Annotated in this window: 15 protein-coding genes and 1 pseudogene; 15 read left to right on the top strand and 1 reads right to left on the bottom strand. The window is 69.5% G+C overall.

Going from position 1 to position 16,991, the window contains the following annotated elements; all coding sequences use genetic code 11:
- Window positions 1-199 precede the first annotated feature (199 nt).
- On the top strand, window positions 200-799 hold the full coding sequence (locus Q0444_RS04150; protein WP_291079560.1) for a TetR/AcrR family transcriptional regulator: 600 nt from the start codon (window positions 200-202) through the stop codon (window positions 797-799).
- A 1-nt stretch (window position 800) separates the two neighbouring features.
- Here the strand turns inward: Q0444_RS04150 and Q0444_RS04145 are convergent, their stop codons facing one another.
- Window positions 801-1,787 (bottom strand): diacylglycerol kinase family protein, encoded by a 987-nt coding sequence (locus Q0444_RS04145; RefSeq protein WP_291079561.1) that lies wholly within the window; start codon window positions 1,785-1,787, stop codon window positions 801-803.
- A 338-nt stretch (window positions 1,788-2,125) separates the two neighbouring features.
- On the opposite strand from Q0444_RS04145, the gene rplJ reads away from it, so the two are divergent.
- From rplJ to Q0444_RS04075, 14 genes and pseudogenes are all read left to right on the top strand, one after another.
- A complete protein-coding gene (gene rplJ / locus Q0444_RS04140; protein WP_291079562.1) occupies window positions 2,126-2,638 on the top strand; it encodes a 50S ribosomal protein L10 in 513 nt (170 codons plus the stop codon).
- Between the two features lie 60 nt (window positions 2,639-2,698).
- A complete protein-coding gene (rplL, locus tag Q0444_RS04135; protein WP_291079563.1) occupies window positions 2,699-3,085 on the top strand; it encodes a 50S ribosomal protein L7/L12 in 387 nt (128 codons plus the stop codon).
- 199 nt (window positions 3,086-3,284) lie between these two features.
- Entirely contained in the window at window positions 3,285-4,397 is a 1,113-nt protein-coding gene (locus tag Q0444_RS04130; protein WP_291079564.1) for an ABC transporter ATP-binding protein, read from the top strand.
- A gap of 26 nt (window positions 4,398-4,423) precedes the next feature.
- A complete protein-coding gene (locus tag Q0444_RS04125; RefSeq protein ID WP_291079565.1) occupies window positions 4,424-5,254 on the top strand; it encodes an ABC transporter permease in 831 nt (276 codons plus the stop codon).
- Window positions 5,255-6,112, top strand: coding sequence for an ABC transporter permease (locus Q0444_RS04120; RefSeq protein WP_291079566.1), 858 nt, complete (start codon window positions 5,255-5,257; stop codon window positions 6,110-6,112).
- Window positions 6,109-7,545 (top strand): MCE family protein, encoded by a 1,437-nt coding sequence (locus Q0444_RS04115; protein WP_291079567.1) that lies wholly within the window; start codon window positions 6,109-6,111, stop codon window positions 7,543-7,545. Before Q0444_RS04120 ends, Q0444_RS04115 begins: the two co-directional genes overlap by 4 nt.
- Window positions 7,542-8,633 (top strand): MCE family protein, encoded by a 1,092-nt coding sequence (locus tag Q0444_RS04110; protein ID WP_291079568.1) that lies wholly within the window; start codon window positions 7,542-7,544, stop codon window positions 8,631-8,633. The genes Q0444_RS04115 and Q0444_RS04110 overlap by 4 nt, the downstream gene beginning before the upstream one ends.
- Window positions 8,630-9,652 carry an MCE family protein gene (locus Q0444_RS04105; RefSeq protein WP_291079569.1) on the top strand — a complete coding sequence of 341 codons (1,023 nt, stop codon included), beginning with the start codon at window positions 8,630-8,632 and terminating at the stop codon, window positions 9,650-9,652. Before Q0444_RS04110 ends, Q0444_RS04105 begins: the two co-directional genes overlap by 4 nt.
- Window positions 9,652-10,881: an MCE family protein gene (locus Q0444_RS04100; RefSeq protein WP_291079571.1), complete on the top strand. Its 1,230-nt coding sequence runs from the start codon at window positions 9,652-9,654 to the stop codon at window positions 10,879-10,881. Before Q0444_RS04105 ends, Q0444_RS04100 begins: the two co-directional genes overlap by 1 nt.
- The gene (locus Q0444_RS04095; protein ID WP_291079573.1) at window positions 10,878-12,134 is read left to right on the top strand and encodes an MCE family protein; all 1,257 of its coding nucleotides are present in this window, start codon (window positions 10,878-10,880) and stop codon (window positions 12,132-12,134) included. The genes Q0444_RS04100 and Q0444_RS04095 overlap by 4 nt, the downstream gene beginning before the upstream one ends.
- Window positions 12,131-13,375 carry an MCE family protein gene (locus Q0444_RS04090; RefSeq protein ID WP_291079575.1) on the top strand — a complete coding sequence of 415 codons (1,245 nt, stop codon included), beginning with the start codon at window positions 12,131-12,133 and terminating at the stop codon, window positions 13,373-13,375. Before Q0444_RS04095 ends, Q0444_RS04090 begins: the two co-directional genes overlap by 4 nt.
- Window positions 13,376-13,428: 53 nt before the next feature.
- Window positions 13,429-14,070, top strand: a complete 642-nt coding sequence (locus tag Q0444_RS04085; RefSeq protein ID WP_291079577.1) for a hypothetical protein — start codon at window positions 13,429-13,431, stop codon at window positions 14,068-14,070.
- Between the two features lie 19 nt (window positions 14,071-14,089).
- A complete protein-coding gene (locus tag Q0444_RS04080) occupies window positions 14,090-14,782 on the top strand; it encodes a hypothetical protein (RefSeq protein WP_291079579.1) in 693 nt (230 codons plus the stop codon).
- Between the two features lie 416 nt (window positions 14,783-15,198).
- Window positions 15,199-16,991: pseudogene (locus Q0444_RS04075) on the top strand (DNA-directed RNA polymerase subunit beta); the annotation flags it as partial.

Here is a 16,991-nt window from a genome sequence, read left to right as displayed (position 1 = left end):
GGCGGGGGTTGTTCGGAAGAGCGGAAGGGGATTTCGGGACCGGGGGGAAAAGGGGGGGGCGGTCCCGCCCGGCCCGGGGGGCCCGCCGGTGTGGCACGGTGAGCTCGGGCGTGACCCCGCCTCGCGCGCACTGGTCCTCACCGCGCTCGGCCCGACGTAGGGTCGACAGGGTGAGGACACGATTCGGCGGTGCGGTCGCATGACCCAGGGTGCCGGGTGGGCGGCTCGCCCCCACGCGCCCCGGACGGGGCGCCTGTCGGTCGAGGACTGGGCGCGGGCGGGGCTCGATCTGCTCATGACGGAGGGGCGTGCGGCGGTCAAGATCAGCCGCCTGTGCGCCGAGTTCGGGGTGACGAAGGGCAGCTTCTACTGGCACTTCGCCGACTTCGACGCCCTCATGGCGGCCATCGCGACGCTGTACTTCTCGCAGGAGATGGACGCCGCGCGGGGTCTGGTGTCGATGGAGCAGATGCCCCCGGACGTCCGGCTCGAGACGATGAGTGCGATGTTGGTCGAGTCCCGCGCCTGGGAGGGGGAGGCGGCGATCCGGGAGTGGGCCCGCGCCGACGAGACGGTCGCCGCAGCGGTGGGCGACCTCGACCAGCGCATCCTGCGGGTGGTGCACGACGCGTTTGTCGAGTTGGGCTTCTCCGAGCGCGACGCCCGGATCCGTGCGGGGGTCCTGGTGTACGCCGGCATCGGGTTCGTCTACGGCCGTTCGGCCCTGCCGATCCCGTCGGTGGACGAGATCCACGACGTGCTCGCCCTGCTGATGCGCCGGGACCGCCGCGAGGAGTAGCTCAGTGCGACACCCGCACGGTGAGTCCCCTCCGCTTGATCCGGGCCACGAACTCGGTGACGGTTCCGCATTCCTCGCCGTCGATCTGGAACGACGCGGGCTTCTCCAGGACCCTGGCGGTCACCGCGACCCCCTGGCGGAAGTCCAGGGGCCTGGTCCGGCGCCCTTCTGTGTCGGTGCCCGGCGTGGAGTCCATCCTGAGAACGGGCTTGAGGCGGTGCTGGAACGTGTGATGGGCCAGCACGGCACCCGCCTGGGCCCATCCGAGAGGGCCCTTGGCGCGGAGGGCGAGCACGTCCAGGAGTCCGTCGTCGACGACGGCGTCCGGGAGGAGGATCATTCCGGCCTGCAGCATCCCGCAGTTGGCCACCAACAGGGTGCGGGCGCGGGTGTGTATCTCCGGGCCGTCGTCGAGCGAGTACTCGACCTTGATCCGGTGGCCGCGCAACAGGGTGTTGGCGAACGCGCCGACGTAGGCGAGCCACCCCACCCGAGCCTTCAGCCTGTCGTCGGTGCCCGCGATCATGTCGGCGTCCATCCCGGCCCCGAGCATGACGAGGAAGACGTCGTCGTGGGACTCGCCCGCGCCGTCGGTGTACCGGACCTCGCCGAGGTCGATGCTCCGGCTCCGGCCGCTCATGGCCACGCGGAGCGCCCGGTCCACGTCGTCCAGGGGGATGTCCAGGTTTCGGGCCAGGAGGTTCCCGGTGCCGAGGGGGACCACACCCATCGGGACCCCCTTGCCGATCAGGCCCTGGGCCACCGATCGGACGGTGCCGTCCCCGCCACAGGCGATCACGAGGCCCACCCCGCCCTCGACCGCCTCGGCGGCCTGGCCCGTGCCGGGGTCCTCCTCGGTGGTCTCGTAGAACACCGGATCGGTCCACCCGTGCTGGGCCGCCCTCTCGGCGGCCCGGCGGCGGACCTCGTCGACACCACCCTTGGTGGGGTTGTAGACGACGGCGAGACGGGACTGGGCGGAGGACACGGCACAACAGTGACAGATGCGGGGCGCGGTCGCCATTCCCGGGCGGGGCCCGCGATTTGGCCCGGGTCCGCCCCGGCCTATACGCTGAACGCTGAAGTTTGAACGCCCGACGGCCCCGTCCGCCGGGCACCTGATCAAGTTTCACCGAAGACCGCAGGTCACCGTCCCCGCCGGGGACGGTCGAAGTGTCCGGGAGCGCCCGGACGGCCCGCGCAGGAGAACACCGGTCAGTGCAGGAACCAGCGTGCCACAGCGCCCGCCTCCTCCACGCCCCGTGCCGCCTGCGCCCGGGGCGTTCGTGCATTTTCCGGCAGTGAGAAGCAGAAAGGAGGCGAAACATGGCAAAGCCCGCAAAGGTCCAGGCCGTCGAGGAGATCAAGGAGCACTTCCAGAACTCCGCGACCGCCGTGGTCACCGAGTACCGTGGCCTCTCCGTTCCGCAGGTCACCGCGCTGCGGAAGGCCCTGGGTGACTCGGCCACGTACACCGTGGCCAAGAACACCCTGGTCAAGCGTGCGGCGAAGGAAGCCGGCGTAGAGGGTCTCGACGACCTTCTGACCGGTCCCACCGCCATCGCGTTCGTCACCGGTGAGGTCGTGGAGGCCGCCAAGGCACTCAAGACCTTCACCAAGGACAACAAGGCGCTCGTCATCAAGGGCGGTGTGATGGACGGCTCCCCGCTGTCCGCCGCCGAACTCGACAAGATCGCCGAGCTCGAATCCCGCGAGGTCCTGCTCGCGAAGATGGCCGGTGCCCTCAAGGGCAACCAGGCCAAGGCCGCCGGCCTGTTCAACGCGCCCGCCTCGCAGCTGGCACGTCTGTTCGCGGCGCTCCAGGACAAGAAGAACTGACACACCCCACATGCTTCCGGGCCGCCTGACGGTGCCGGGACCAACAGAAAGGACGCCACCATGGCGAAGCTCAGCAACGACGAGCTGCTCGAGGCCTTCAAGGAGATGACTCTTCTCGAGCTCTCCGAGTTCGTGAAGCTGTTCGAGGACACCTTCGAGGTCACCGCGGCCGCTCCGGTCGCCGTCGCCGCTGCCGGTGCCCCGGCTGCCGGTGGCGAGGCCGCCGCCGAGCAGGACGAGTTCGACGTCGTGCTCGACTCGGCCGGCGAGAAGAAGATCGGCGTGATCAAGGTCGTCCGCGAGCTCGTCTCGGGCCTGGGCCTCAAGGAGGCCAAGGACCTCGTCGAGTCCGCCCCCAAGGCGATCATCGAGAAGGCCGACAAGGAGACCGCCGAGGCGGCCAAGGCCAAGCTCGAAGAGGCCGGTGCCTCCGTCTCGCTCAAGTGAGCTGATTCACCCAGTGTGACCGCCAGGGGCGGTCCGGCGATGTTCGCCGGACCGCCCCTGGCGGCATTTCCCTTGGACGCCAACCCCAGTGAGGGATCCTTAGGTCCACAAATTATCGGCATGTAACGAACCACCCGTACCGAACGGTAGTCTACAGTGACCGTGGCCACAGACGATGGCTGCCGTGAGGAGTGGTGACGTGGGTGTCGAGGTTTCCGTCGAGGGTCTGACCAAGTCGTTCGGATCGCAGAAGATCTGGGAGGACGTCACGTTCACCCTCCCCGAGGGCGAGGTCAGCGCGCTCCTGGGGCCGTCGGGTACCGGTAAGTCCGTGTTCCTCAAATCGCTCATCGGGCTGTTGCGCCCGGAGCGCGGGAAGATCATCATCGACGGCACGGACATCCTCCAGTGCACCGCCAAGGAGCTCTACGAGATCCGCAAGCTGTTCGGCGTCCTGTTCCAGGACGGCGCGCTCTTCGGTTCCATGGACCTCTACGACAACGTGGCGTTCCCGCTGCGCGAGCACACCCGCAAGTCGGAGTCCGAGATCCGCGACATCGTGATGGAGAAGCTCGAGCTCACCGGGCTCACCGGCGCGGAGGGCAAGCTCCCCGGCGAGATCTCCGGCGGGATGCGCAAGCGCGCCGGGCTGGCCCGCGCCCTCGTGCTGGATCCCGAGATCATCCTGGTCGACGAGCCGGACTCCGGACTCGACCCGGTCCGCACCACCTACCTCGCGCAGCTCCTCATCGACATCAACGCGCAGATCGACGCGACCATCCTCATCGTGACGCACAACATCAACCTCGCCCGCACCGTCCCGGACAACCTGGGCATGCTCTACCGCAAGAAGCTCGTCATGTTCGGCCCTCGCGAGGTCCTGCTCACCAGCGATGAGCCGTCGGTCCGGCAGTTCCTCCGCGGTTCCAAGCTGGGCCCGATCGGCATGTCCGAGGAGAAGGACGACGCGCAGATGCGCGAGGAGCAGGCCCAGGCCGACGCCGGCCACAACGACGGCTCCCCGGGCGAGGACGAGGTCACGGGTGTCCCGTCGCAGATGCAGCCGACGCCCGGCGGCCCCGAGCGGAAGGGTGAGCTGCGTCGCGAGAAGCGCGTGGCGGAGATGCTCGACACCCTTCCCGAGGGCGCGCAGGAGGCGATCCGGGCCGAGTGGGCGGCGCGCGGTCACGGCAACGGGAAGGTCCCCGCGGCCGCACCGGTCGGTGGCTCCGCCGCGACCACCGCCACGGGCCCCGGAGACGGCGCCGCGACGACCGGCGTGGACGCCCACTACGGTTCCGACGAGAACTGAAGACGCGGGAGAGGTCGGGGGATTGGATGGCGGAGGGTGCGACTCAGCAACCCGCGAGAAGGTCTGGCGTGTCACCCGCCGACGTCGGCGGGGGTGTCCGTGATGCCGTCGGCGAGGCCGGGAAGGTGTTCCGCCTCTTCCTCGAGGTGCTGCGCGGCATCTTCCAGCGACCGTTCCAGTTCCGGGAGTTCATCAGCCAGTCGTGGTTCATCGCCTCGGTGACGATCCTGCCGTCGGCGCTGGTGGCGATCCCGTTCGGTGCGGTCGTGGCGATGCAGACGGGCTCGCTCGTCCAGCAGCTCGGGGCGGAGGCCTACACCGGGGCCACCGGTGTCCTCGCCGTGGTCCAGCAGGGCGCACCGCTGGTCACCTCGCTGCTCATCGCCGGGGCCGCCGGCTCCGCCGTGGCGGCCGACCTGGGCGCCCGCTCGATCCGCGAGGAACTCGACGCCATGCGGGTCCTCGGGATCGACCCGGTCCAGAGGCTCGTGGTTCCCCGCGTGCTCGGCATGATGCTCGTCGCGGTGCTGCTCAACGGTCTCGTCTCGATCGTCGGCATCTCCGGCGGCTACGTCTTCAACATCATGCTGCAGGGGGGCACCCCGGGTGCGTACCTCATGTCCTTCGGTGCCCTCGCGCAGTTGCCGGACTTCATCATGTCCTCGGTCAAGGCCCTCGTCTTTGGCCTCATCGCCGGGGTCGTCTCCTCGTATTGCGGCATGAATCCCAAGGGTGGCCCGAAGGGTGTCGGCGACGCCGTCAACCTCGGCGTGGTCCTCACATTCCTCCTGCTGTTCTTCGCCAATCTCATCCTCACGGCGATGTACCTGCAGATCGTTCCGCCGAAGGGGTCGTAGATGGCGATCCACACCGACGTCGGCCCCACCAGGGCCAAGCTCCGGGCCCTGGTCCGCGGTCCGATCCAGTCGTTCGACTCCCTGGGGGACCAGCTCGCGTTCCACCTGAGGGCGATCCGCTGGATTCCGCAGACGCTCGTCCACTACCGGCACGAGGTGCTGCGCCTGATCGCCGAGGTGACCTTCGGCGTCGGCGTGCTGGCGGTCCTCGGCGGGACCATCGGCGTCATCGTCATGATGAGCGGGTTCACGGGCGTCGTGGTGGGGCTCCAGGGCTACGCCGCGCTGGACCAGATCGGTAGCTCCGTCCTCACCGGCTTCCTCTCCGCCTACGTCAACACCCGTGAGGTGGCGCCGGTCGTGGCCGCCCTGGCGCTGTCGGCGACCGTCGGCTGCGGCTTCACCGCCCAGCTCGGCGCCATGCGGATCTCCGAGGAGATCGACGCGCTCGAGGTGATGGCCATCCCCAGCGTGCCCTACCTCGTCACCACGCGGATCATCGCCGGCTTCATCGCCGTGATCCCGCTGTACGTGGTGGGACTACTGTCCTCGTACCTGGCGACACGCGGCGTCAACACCCTGTTGCAGGGCCAGTCGACCGGGTCGTTCGACCACTATTTCCACCTCTTCCTGCCCCCGGAAGACGTGATCTACTCCTTCGTCAAGGTGATCATCTTCGCCTTTGTCCTGGTCATGATCCACTGCTACTACGGCTTCACCGCGACCGGCGGCCCGGCGGGCGTCGGGGTGGCCGTGGGGCGCGCGGTCCGCACGACGATCGTCGTGGTGGCCATCCTCAACTTCTTCGTCGGACTCGCGCTCTGGGGTACCACCACGACGGTGCGGGTGGCGGGATGAGCGAGCTGTCGACCACCGCCAAGCGCCTGCTGTCCGCGTTGTTCATCGTGATCGTCCTGGTCTTCGTGGGCACCACCATCGCCATCTACAACCGGGCGTTCACCGCGTCGGACACCGTCACCATGTACACCGACGACATGGCGTACGCCCTTCCCAACGACGCCGACGTCAAGGCGCGCGGCGTCCTGGTCGGCCGCGTCTCCGGGGTGGAACCCGAGGGGGACAAGGTGCGGGTGAACATGGAGTTCGACCCGGCCTTCGTGGACCAGCTCCCCGCCAACGTCAGCGGGCGACTGCTCCCCAAGACGCTGTTCGGCGAGCGGTACGTCGATCTCGGTTTCCCCGAGCAGCCCGTGGGCACGATCGAGCCCGGCGCCACCATCGAGCAGGACACCCGCGGCAACGCGGTGGAACTGGGGCGGGTCCTGGACGGACTGCTCCCGGTCCTCGAGGCGGTCCCGCCGGAGAAGCTCGCCGGCACCCTCGGCGCCCTGAACCAGGCGCTTGCCGGTCGCGGCGACGAGATCGGGGCGAGCCTGGTGGACATCGGACAGGTCTTCGACGGCATCACCCAGGAGATGCCCGCCCTGGAGTCGGGGCTGGAGGACCTGGCGACGTTCTCCCAGACCTACGCGGAGGCGCTGCCGGACCTCATCAACGCGCTCGACGCGCTGCGGACCACGGGAGACACGGTGATCACCAGGCGCACCGACATCGCCGACGGTCTGCAGCGGATCAGTTCCTCGGCGGAGGTCGTCACGGGGTTCCTCGCCGCGAATCGCGCGGACCTCATCGCGTTGGCCGCCGACTCCCGCCGGTCGCTCGAGTACCTCGCCGAGTACTCGCCCGCGCTGCCGTGCACGGTCGATCAGTTCATGATCGCCCTGGACCGCTCCGACGCGATCCTCGGGGTGGGCACCCCCCACCCCGGCATCCGCGTCACCATCGAGGTGATCAACCCGAGGGGTCGGTACGTCCCCAACCAGGACGAGCCGCGCTTCTTCGACACCCGGGGACCGCGCTGCTACGAGCCGGTCCCGGAGCCGGGGATCTTCGGTGGGGCGCCCGGTGGGGCGATCGCCGACGGCTCCTACCAGCCCCCCACCCGCAACCCCGGCCCGCAGTACGTCCCGACGCTGCCCAACCCCCTCGACGAGGACGGACCCGTTCCCGCCCTGCGGACCCGGGGTTCGGTCCCCGCCGCGCCTAGGCGTGCGGTTCCGCAGCAGCCCAACCTGCCCTTCCCCTCGACCGTGACGGCCGGGCGGGGTGGAGAGGTGATGGCGATGGCCTATGCGGGTTCGCCGCTCGAGACCGACACGGTGCGCACCGTGTACGGGGTGGCGACCGGCCGTGACGCCGTGGACATCCCCGCGTGGATCGGTGGGATCGGGGCCCCGGCTCTGCGCGGGGCGCAGGTGAGCTTCCGATGAGCACCAAACTCAAGGCGCTCTTCCGGGGCGGGGTCCTGGGATCGTTCGTCAAGCTCGGCGTGTTCGTGGTGGTCACGGCGCTTCTCAGCACGATCCTCGCCACCACCATCCGCGGCGGCACGCGGGAGGAGGGAACCGAGTACTCGGCGGTCTTCTCCGACGTGACGATGCTCGAGGAGGGCGACGACGTCCGCATCGCCGGGGTCGTGGTGGGACACGTGACCGGGTACGAGATCCACGACCGGGATCAGGCGATGGTGCACTTCACCATGTCGGGCGACCGCACCCTGCCGGCCAACGTCCACCTCGCGCTGAGATTCCGGAACATGATCGGCCAGCGCTACATGAACATCTCCCGCGAACCGGGCCCCGTCCAGGCCGCCCTGCCCGAGGGCTCGACCATCCCGATCGAGAAGACCTCCCCCGCGGTGGACCTCACGGCGTTGTTCAACGGCTTCCGGCCGCTGTTCACCACGCTGCAGCCCGAGGACGTCAACGCGCTCGCGGACTCGCTCGTCCGGGTGCTCCAGGGCGAGGGCGGAACCGTGACGAGCCTCGTGCAGCAGACCTCGCAACTCACCAACCACCTGGCCGATCGCGACCAGGTGATCGGGGAGGTCATCGACAACCTCACGCGGGTCCTCCAGACGATCAACGAGCGGGACGTCCAGTTCCAGCAGCTCGTGGTGACCACCCGGCAGCTGGTGGAGGGTCTGGCGGCCGATCGCGACGCGATCGGTGAGTCCCTGGACTCGATCGCCGACCTCACGTCGTCGGCCGAGAACGTGGTCGCGGCCACCCGTCCGAGCGTCACCGAGTCGCTGGACCACCTCAAGCTGGTGACGGACGACGTCAGCGCCAACCGGGACACCCTCCACGAGGTCCTCACCAACCTGCCGATCAAGTCCGACAACCTCATCCGCATGGGCTCGTTCGGGTCGTGGTTCCAGTTCTATCTCTGCGGTGCCGACGTGGCGATCGGACCGGGCAACAACGTGCCCAACCTTCTGCCGACAGGCGGCCCGGTGGTCAACCACCCGGTGTATACGAACGTGGCGCCCCGGTGCCACGCAGGGGGAATCCCATGAGCAAGAGCAAGCCGGGGGAGCCCAGGGTCGGCAACGCGACGATCGGGGCGATCGGCGTCCTGGTGATCCTCGCGCTCACGGCGGGATCCTTCATGCTGGACTCGCTCCCGTTCGTGGGAGCCGGGCCCAGGTACTCCGCCCTCTTCTCCGAGGCGGCCGGACTGACCGACGGCAACGAGGTCCGTATCGCCGGCGTGAAGGTCGGGGTCGTCACCGACGTCGAGCTCGACGGGGACAAGGTCGTCGTGGGCTTCCGTGCCAAGGACGCGTGGCTCGGTGACGACACCCGGGCGAGCATCCAGGTCAAGACCGTCCTGGGCCAGAAGTACCTGGCCCTGATCCCCGCGGGGACCGGTGAGCTGGACCGCTCGGAGCCGATCCCGCTCGATCGCACCGTGGCGCCCTACGACGTGGTCACCGCGTTCTCCTCGGCGGCCGAGACGCTCGACCGGATCGACGACCAGAAGCTGGCGGAGAGCCTGGACACCCTCACCGACGCGATGCAGGCCTCGCCCGAGGAGTTCCGCGGCGCGGTCGACGGCGTGGCCAGGTTGTCGCGGACGCTGTCGAGCAGGGACGCCGAGCTCCGCGAACTGCTCGAGGCCACCCGCACCAGCTCCGGGATCCTCGCCGACCGCAACGACGACTTCCGGCGCCTGATCATCGGCACCGGGCAACTCCTGGGCGAGCTCAACGACCGCTCGGAGACGCTCAAGCTGGTGCTGGCCTCCACCCGCGGACTGTCGGTCGAGCTCCGCAGGTTCGTCGCGGACAACGAGGCGGAGTTCGGGCCGACGCTCGACAGCCTGGACTCCGCGCTGGAGGTCCTCACCGACCACCAGGAGGAGCTGAAGAAGTCCATCCACAACCTCGCGCCGTTCTACCGGCTGTACGCCAACATGCTGGGCACCGGCCGGTGGTTCGACTCCGTGGTGACCAACCTCATCCCGCCGGGCGTGCCCGAGCCTCCGTTCTACCCCGGCGCCCGCGCGCCGGCCCGTCAGAGTGGGATCAACTGATGCACAAGAAGCTGCCGTACTGGCTGGTCGCGCTGCTCCTCGTCGTCGTCGTGGCGGTCGTCGCCGTCACCTACCTCGCCGCCACCCGGATGGGTCGGACCACCATCACCGCGACCTTCCCCTCCGCCGTCGGCATCTCCGCCGGGACCGACGTCCGGATCCTCGGCGTGACGGTGGGATCGGTCGACGAGGTGACCCCGATGGGAGACACGGTCGAGGTCAGGCTCCACGTCCGTCGAGGCGTGGAGATCCCGGCGGACGCCAAGGCGGTCCAGGTGACGCCGTCGGTCATCCCGGACCGGACCATCCAGATCGTGCCCGCCTACTCCGGCGGTCCCACCATGGAGTCCGGCGCGCACATCCCGCTCGACCGCACCGCCACGCCGGTCGAGGTGGACACGCTGTACTCGTCGGTCCGGGACCTCACCGAGGCCCTGGGGCCCGACGGCGCCAACAAGGACGGCGCGCTGGACAGGTTCGTCACGGCCTCCGCCGACACCCTCGGCGGGAACGGGGCGGCGCTGGGGCGGTCGATCGACGAGCTGTCCACCGCCGCCACGATCCTCGCCGACTCGAGCCAGGACATCAGTGAGACGGTGATCAACCTCCAGTCGTTCGTCACCATGCTCGCGCAGAACGACGCCCAGGTGCGGGAGTTCAACACCCAGATGGCGTCCTTCAACCAGACGGTGGCCGGGCAGCGGGAGGACCTGCAGGGCGCGCTGGGCGAGCTCAGCTACGCGCTGGCCGACGTGGCCCGGCTGATCCGCGACAACCAGGACGTGATCCGCAGCAACGCGGACCGCCTGGTGACCCTGAGCCAGATCACCGCCGACCAGCGGGACGACCTCGAGGAGATCCTCAAGGCGGCCCCGGTCGCGCTGTTCAACCTCATCAACGCCTACGACCCGGAGTCGGGGACCCTGTCCATGCGCCTGAACATCCCCGAGACCAAGAACCCGGCGGGAATCCTGTGCCAGATCATGAAGCTGGGCCGTCTCAACCCGGGCAACGACCTCTTCCAGGGACTTGACGATCTCCGTCGCGCCGACATCCAGACCTGTGAGGCGCTCGCGCCGCAGCGCAACGCGGAACTCCGCGCCGCCAACCCCGACCTGCCTCTCGGCATCCTGTCCGGCGAGATGGAGCAGTCCATCCCGGTCCCCGGGACGGTGCCGGGCAACTACGGGTGGCCCATGACGCCGGCGTCGGAAGGGGGACGGGGATGAGCCGCCCGACGATCGCCGCGGCCGGCCTGGCCGCGCGGGCCCTGGGTGCCTCCGCCGTGGTGGCCGCCCTCGCCGCCGGGTGCTCCATGAACCTGGAGGACTACACGCTGCCGGGCGGCGCGGAGGTGGGGGAGGACCCCATGAACGTGTCCATCCGGTTCGACGACGTGCTGGACCTGGTCCTGCAGTCCACGGTCAAGGTCAACGGGCTCGACGCAGGACGCGTCTCCGGGATCTCGTTGGCCGACGACGGGTGGACCGCGCAGGTCGAGGTCGTCCTGCGGGACGACCTCGACCTCCCGGCGAACGTGGAGGCGTCGATCCAGCAGACCAACCTGCTCGGTGAGAAGTTCGTCCAGCTCACCCCGCCGGAGGACGAACCGCCCGCCGGCAGGCTGTCCGACGGCGACGTGATCCAGACGGCCAACACGCGGACCACGACCGACATCGAGCAGGTGCTCGGCGCGCTCTCGCTGCTCCTCAACGGCGGCGGCGTGGATCAGATCCAGCCGATCGTCGCCGAGCTGCGAGCGGTGACGGACGGGCGCGAGGAGGGGTTGACCGAGACCCTGCGGTCGGCGGACGAGCTCATCTCCGGCCTCAACCGACAACGCGACAGCATCACCGCCGCGCTCGAGGGCGTCAATCTCATGTCGTCCCGCGCGAACGACCAGCGCGAGCAGATCCAGGCCGCGCTCGACGAGCTGCCCGCCGGGGTGGCGGTGCTCGAGGAGCAGCGCCCCCAGCTGGTGGAGATGCTGCGCCGGGTGGACGCGCTGGGCCAGGTGGGGTCCGACATCCTGCTCAGCAGCAGGGAGGACCTCATCGCCGACCTGCGTGCGCTGCGCCCGGTGCTCCGGTATCTCAGCGAGTCCACCCCTGAACTGATCGACCTCACCGGGTTCATCCCCACGTTCCCGTTCCCCGACGCGTCGATCTCCTCGACGGTGGGGGGGTCGGCGAACGTGTTCATGTCACTCGACGCGTCCATCTCCGAGACGCTCCGTAACCTCGGGGCCAACCAGGGGAATCCGGTCTCGCTGAGGCCCAACACCACGAGTGGCCCGTACAACATCGACCCGGGCAATCCCTGGGTGGACGGGAACGGGCCGGACAGGCGGACCACCATCGTGCTGCCGCTGCTGCCGGTCCCGCCGATCATGGACAGGGCCGTGGTGCCCAGACCCGCGCCGGGTACGTCGGAGTTCTCCGAGACGTACCTGCCCGAACCAGGGGAGCCCGGATACCGATGAGCAAGACTCTCAGGACACAGCTCATCGTCTTCTGCGTGATAGCGGCGCTGGGGATCAGCTACGTCGGGGCCAACTACGTGCGCCTGCCCTCGCTGTTGGGGATAGGCCAGTACAAGGTGTACCTGGACCTGCCCGACACCGGCGGTGTCTTCACCAACGCGGCCGTCAACTACCGCGGCACGCCGGTCGGCCGCGTGGGCGAGCTCTCCCTGACCGACGACGGCGTGCGGGTCGAGCTCGACATGGACTCCAGCGCCCCGGACATCCCCGCGGACACCGTGGCGGTGGTCGCCAACCGTTCCGCCATCGGCGAGCAGTTCGTGGACCTGCGGCCGAACAGCCTCTCCGAGCCGTACCTGTCGGACGGGGACGTGGTGACCGCGGGTCGCGAGGCGCTTCCGGTGCGCGTCGAGGACCTGCTGTCCTCGGTCGACGCGCTGGCCCGGTCGGTGCCGCTCGACGACCTCGAGGTGACGGTCGACGAGCTGGGCGCGGCGTTCGAGGGCCGGGGGCCCCAGCTCCAGCGGCTGTCGGACTCGCTCGTCCGCATCTCCGACTCCGGGATCCGCACGATGCCGCAGCTGCAGGCCCTCATCCGGGACGGCGCGACCGTGCTCGACACCCAGGCCGACCAGTCCGGCGAGATCGTCAGCTTCTCCCGTGACCTGCGCACGGTCACCGAGGCGCTGCGGGACTCGGATTCCGACCTCGAGCGCCTCATCACCACCGGCCCCGAGTTCGCCGACGAGGCCCGGTACCTGGTGGAGAACTCCGGCGCCCCCCTCACCCGGGCGGTGGGGAACCTGTCGGCCACCATGAAGACCGTGGACCCGCTCGCGCCGTCGTTCAAGGTGCTGCTGCAGCTGCTCCCGGCCCTGGCGGCCGGAGGCCTGTCGACCGCGCCGGGCGACGGGACGCTCCACTTCGGCCTGGTCCTGGAGAACGACAACCCCACCCCCTGCACGCAGGGCTACGAGGGCACCCAGCGGATCATCGACGAGATGAAGGCGCAGGATCCGGGCTTCGATCCGCAGGAGCAGAACTTCCCGCCCAACTACGAGGCCCGGTGCACGGTGCCCCTGGGCAGCCCCACCGCCGTGCGCGGTGCCGAGCGCGTGGAGTACGCCTACCCGGGTGTCCCGCAGCCCTGGGACACCAAGCCCAAGATCGACCCGGACCGGCTGAACCTGTCCGTGGCCGCCGAGCAGCTCGCGGCCCTGCAGGGGCTGATCCCGCGGTGACGGCGGGACCGGGCGAGGATCCGGTGCGCGGCGGTTCCGGTAGCGTCGCCGCCATGAGCTCGCAGGAGAACGACGGGGGCGGCGCGGCCGTGCCGAGGTGGCTGGCGATCGTCTCGGTGATCGTGCTGGCCGCCGGGCTGGCGACGCTGGGCGTGTTCGGGTGGCGGTACTCCGAGGCGCGGGCGGCCCAGGAGGTCGCCTCGGAACGCGAGGCGGTCTCCGACGTCGCGACCCAGGTGATCATCAACGCGTTCAGCTTCGACCACCGCAACGTGGACCAGTCGCTGCAGCAGCTCGCCGACGCCTCCACCGGGGACTTCCTCGTCGAGCAGGAGCAGTGGGCGGGCGACGTCCGCACGCGGGTCGTGGAGCAGAAGGCCGTCACCACCGCCACCGTGTCGCACACCGCGGTCGAGTCGCTGGACCGGGACGCCGGGGACGCCGCGGTGCTCGTGGTGTTCACCGCCCACTCGGAGCGGGAGGGCCAGGACGACATCACCGGTCGGCAGGCGATGCGCGTGGACCTCACCCGGGTCGACGGAGCGTGGAAGGCCGACGCGGTCAACCAGGTGGGCGTGACGGTGCCGGTGGGGAGCTCGAGCCGGTCGGTCCAGAACCTCGAGGTGCCGGGGGCGGACCAGGGCGAGCAGGGCTCGACCGCGGCGCCCGCCCCCACCACGCCCGCCGGCCGATGAGAGAGGACGGGATCTACTGATGCCACCCATCAAGAGGACGCAGAAGCCCGCCGGCCCGCCGGCGCGCCGGCGCCTGGCCGGCCACGCCGGCTCGACCCGGCCCGAGGCGGGACCGTGGGAGTCGGAGGAGGGCGACGACGACGAGGTGCGCGACCACGCCACGGAGAGCGTCGACGAGGGGGACGGGGCTCGTCGTCGTCGTCGTTCGCTCGCACGGCCACTGACCATCGGCGCGCTCGCCGTCGGCCTGGTCGCCGGCGTCGGCGGGGCCGGTGGCCTGATCTACCTGGCACTGTCCGATGGAGCGGAGCCGGCCAACCAGGCGTTCGTCGACCAGGCGGCGACCGAGGCGGTGCTCACGGCCGCGAGCACCAACGTGCAGCGCCTCGTGGCGATCGATCACGAGACGCTGGACCAGTACCACGACTCGCTCGGGGAGTTCCTCACCCCGAACCTCGTGGCGGAGCTGGACAAGAACTGGCCGGCGTTGCGGGACAGCTACGAGCAGTCGGCGACGACCGTCGACGCGCAGGTGCGCGAGTCGGGGCTGGCGTACCTCGAGGGGGACAAGGCGGAAGTGCTGCTCGTGCAGGACGTGTCGATGACCCGGGACGGCGTCGCGGCCGGCAGCACCAGCGGCACCTACCTGGTCGGTCTCGACAGGGTCGACGGGGTGTGGAAGCTCTCCCGCATCCCCGACCTGCCCTCCTGACGCGCGGCCCCGGCGGCGCGATCCCGGGCCGGACCGGCCGAGATCCTTGACGAAAGCGCGTTGAGCAGTCACCCTTTAGGGGCATCGGGCGACGTGAGTCCGCCCGGGGTGCGATGTCCCGACCGGGGGCCGATGAGGCGAGAGCCACGAGGGCAACCAGCGCAGAGACGGACGCCGCACCCGATCGCATGAACAGCCTCCGGGTCGCCCCGTTGACGGCTGGACTTCCGCGCCGCCATCGACTAGATTAGGTCGTTGCGCTGGCTGCTATTTGCCCTCCCGTCCGTCCGTGGCGGCTCGTCCCCGGTTCTCCGGGCGATCCCCGAGCCCCCGCGTGCGGTCGGACCGGGGTGGATACCCGTCGGCGGACCGCTCGCAGATACATCTGTGATCACCGCCCGTGGTGATCACGTGAGGTGCTGGAAGGACCCATCTTGGCAGTCTCCCGCCAGACCACGTCAGTCTCCACCGTTCCCGGTGCGCCCCGGAGGGTTTCGTTCGCGAAGCTCTCGGAGCCGTTGCCGGTCCCGGGACTGCTCGACCTCCAGACGGAGTCGTTCGAGTGGTTCATCGGGTCGGAGGAGTGGCAGAAGAGGGCCGCGTCACGCGGCGTCACCAACCTCGAGGGAGGCCTCGAGTCGATCCTCCGGGAGATCTCCCCGATCGAGGACTTCTCCGGCTCCATGTCCCTGTCGTTCTCGGAGCCGTACTTCGAAGAGGTGAAGGCCTCGATGGAGGACTGCCGCGAGAAGGACCGCACCTACGAGGCGCCCCTGTTCGTCACCGCGGAGTTCGAGAACACCGAGACGGGCGAGATCAAGTCGCAGACCGTCTTCATGGGTGACTTCCCGATGATGACGGACAAGGGAACGTTCATCATCAACGGCACCGAGCGTGTCGTGGTCTCGCAGCTCGTCCGGTCGCCGGGCGTGTACTTCGACCGGAACCGCGACAAGTCCACGGAGCGGGACGTCCACTCCGTCAAGGTCATCCCGTCGCGCGGTGCGTGGCTGGAGTTCGACGTGGACAAGCGCGACACGGTGGGCGTGCGGATCGACCGTAAGCGTCGGCAGTCCGTGACCGTGCTGCTCAAGGCGCTCGGCTGGACCACCACCGAGATCAAGGAGCGCTACGGCTTCTCCGAGATCATGATGTCCACCCTCGAGAAGGACACCGTCGAGGACACGGATCAGGCGCTGCTGGAGATCTACCGCAAGCTGCGTCCCGGCGAGCCGCCGACCAAGGAGTCCGCGGAGGCGCTGCTGGAGAACCTGTTCTTCAAGGAGAAGCGCTACGACCTAGCCCGCGTCGGCCGCTACAAGGTCAACCGCAAGCTCGGTCTGCCCGACCCCGAGGGCGACGTCACCACCACGCTCACGCGCGAGGACATCGCCGCGACCATCGAGTACCTCGTGCGTCTCCACGCGGGCGAGTCCTCGATGCAGGTCTCCGGCGGGCGCGAGGTCCCGGTCGACGTCGACGACATCGACCACTTCGGCAACCGCCGTCTGCGCACGGTCGGCGAGCTCATCCAGAACCAGGTCCGCGTGGGCCTGTCGCGCATGGAGCGCGTCGTCCGCGAGCGCATGACCACGCAGGACTCCGAGGCGATCACCCCGCAGTCGCTCATCAACATCCGGCCCATCACCGCCGCGCTCAAGGAGTTCTTCGGAACCTCCCAGATGTCGCAGTTCATGGACCAGAACAACCCGCTGTCGGGTCTGACCCACAAGCGACGCCTGTCCGCGCTCGGCCCCGGTGGCCTGTCGCGTGAGCGCGCCGGCCTCGAGGTCCGCGACGTCCACGCCTCGCACTATGGCCGCATGTGCCCGATCGAGACCCCCGAGGGGCCGAACATCGGCCTCATCGGCTCGCTCTCGGTGTATGCCCGGGTCAACCCGTTCGGCTTCATCGAGACCCCGTACCGCCGGGTCGTCGACGGGGTCGTCACCGATCAGGTGGACTACCTCACCGCCGACGAGGAGGACCGCCACGTCGTGGCGCAGGCCAACTCGGAGATCGACGCCGACGGTCGCTTCGTCGAGGACCGGGTCCTCGTGCGCAAGAAGCACGGCGACGTCGAGGTGGTCGAGGGTACGGACGTCGACTACATGGACGTCTCGCCGCGCCAGATGGTCTCCGTGGCCACCGCCATGATCCCGTTCCTCGAGCACGACGACGCCAACCGTGCCCTCATGGGCGCGAACAT

This window comes from uncultured Dietzia sp. (genome assembly GCF_937873725.1).
Classification (GTDB): domain Bacteria; phylum Actinomycetota; class Actinomycetes; order Mycobacteriales; family Mycobacteriaceae; genus Dietzia.
Note: the sequence above shows the minus strand (reverse complement) of the source record. Positions and strands in the feature narration are given on the sequence as shown.

Coding starts and splice junctions, on each gene's coding strand:
- Q0444_RS04150 (WP_291079560.1), top strand. CDS start 200: ATGACCCAGGGTGCCGGGTGGGCGGCTCGCCCCCACGCGCCCCGGACG.
- rplJ (WP_291079562.1), top strand. CDS start 2,126: ATGGCAAAGCCCGCAAAGGTCCAGGCCGTCGAGGAGATCAAGGAGCAC.
- rplL (WP_291079563.1), top strand. CDS start 2,699: ATGGCGAAGCTCAGCAACGACGAGCTGCTCGAGGCCTTCAAGGAGATG.
- Q0444_RS04125 (WP_291079565.1), top strand. CDS start 4,424: ATGGCGGAGGGTGCGACTCAGCAACCCGCGAGAAGGTCTGGCGTGTCA.
- Q0444_RS04120 (WP_291079566.1), top strand. CDS start 5,255: ATGGCGATCCACACCGACGTCGGCCCCACCAGGGCCAAGCTCCGGGCC.
- Q0444_RS04115 (WP_291079567.1), top strand. CDS start 6,109: ATGAGCGAGCTGTCGACCACCGCCAAGCGCCTGCTGTCCGCGTTGTTC.
- Q0444_RS04110 (WP_291079568.1), top strand. CDS start 7,542: ATGAGCACCAAACTCAAGGCGCTCTTCCGGGGCGGGGTCCTGGGATCG.
- Q0444_RS04105 (WP_291079569.1), top strand. CDS start 8,630: ATGAGCAAGAGCAAGCCGGGGGAGCCCAGGGTCGGCAACGCGACGATC.
- Q0444_RS04100 (WP_291079571.1), top strand. CDS start 9,652: ATGCACAAGAAGCTGCCGTACTGGCTGGTCGCGCTGCTCCTCGTCGTC.
- Q0444_RS04095 (WP_291079573.1), top strand. CDS start 10,878: ATGAGCCGCCCGACGATCGCCGCGGCCGGCCTGGCCGCGCGGGCCCTG.
- Q0444_RS04090 (WP_291079575.1), top strand. CDS start 12,131: ATGAGCAAGACTCTCAGGACACAGCTCATCGTCTTCTGCGTGATAGCG.
- Q0444_RS04085 (WP_291079577.1), top strand. CDS start 13,429: ATGAGCTCGCAGGAGAACGACGGGGGCGGCGCGGCCGTGCCGAGGTGG.
- Q0444_RS04080 (WP_291079579.1), top strand. CDS start 14,090: ATGCCACCCATCAAGAGGACGCAGAAGCCCGCCGGCCCGCCGGCGCGC.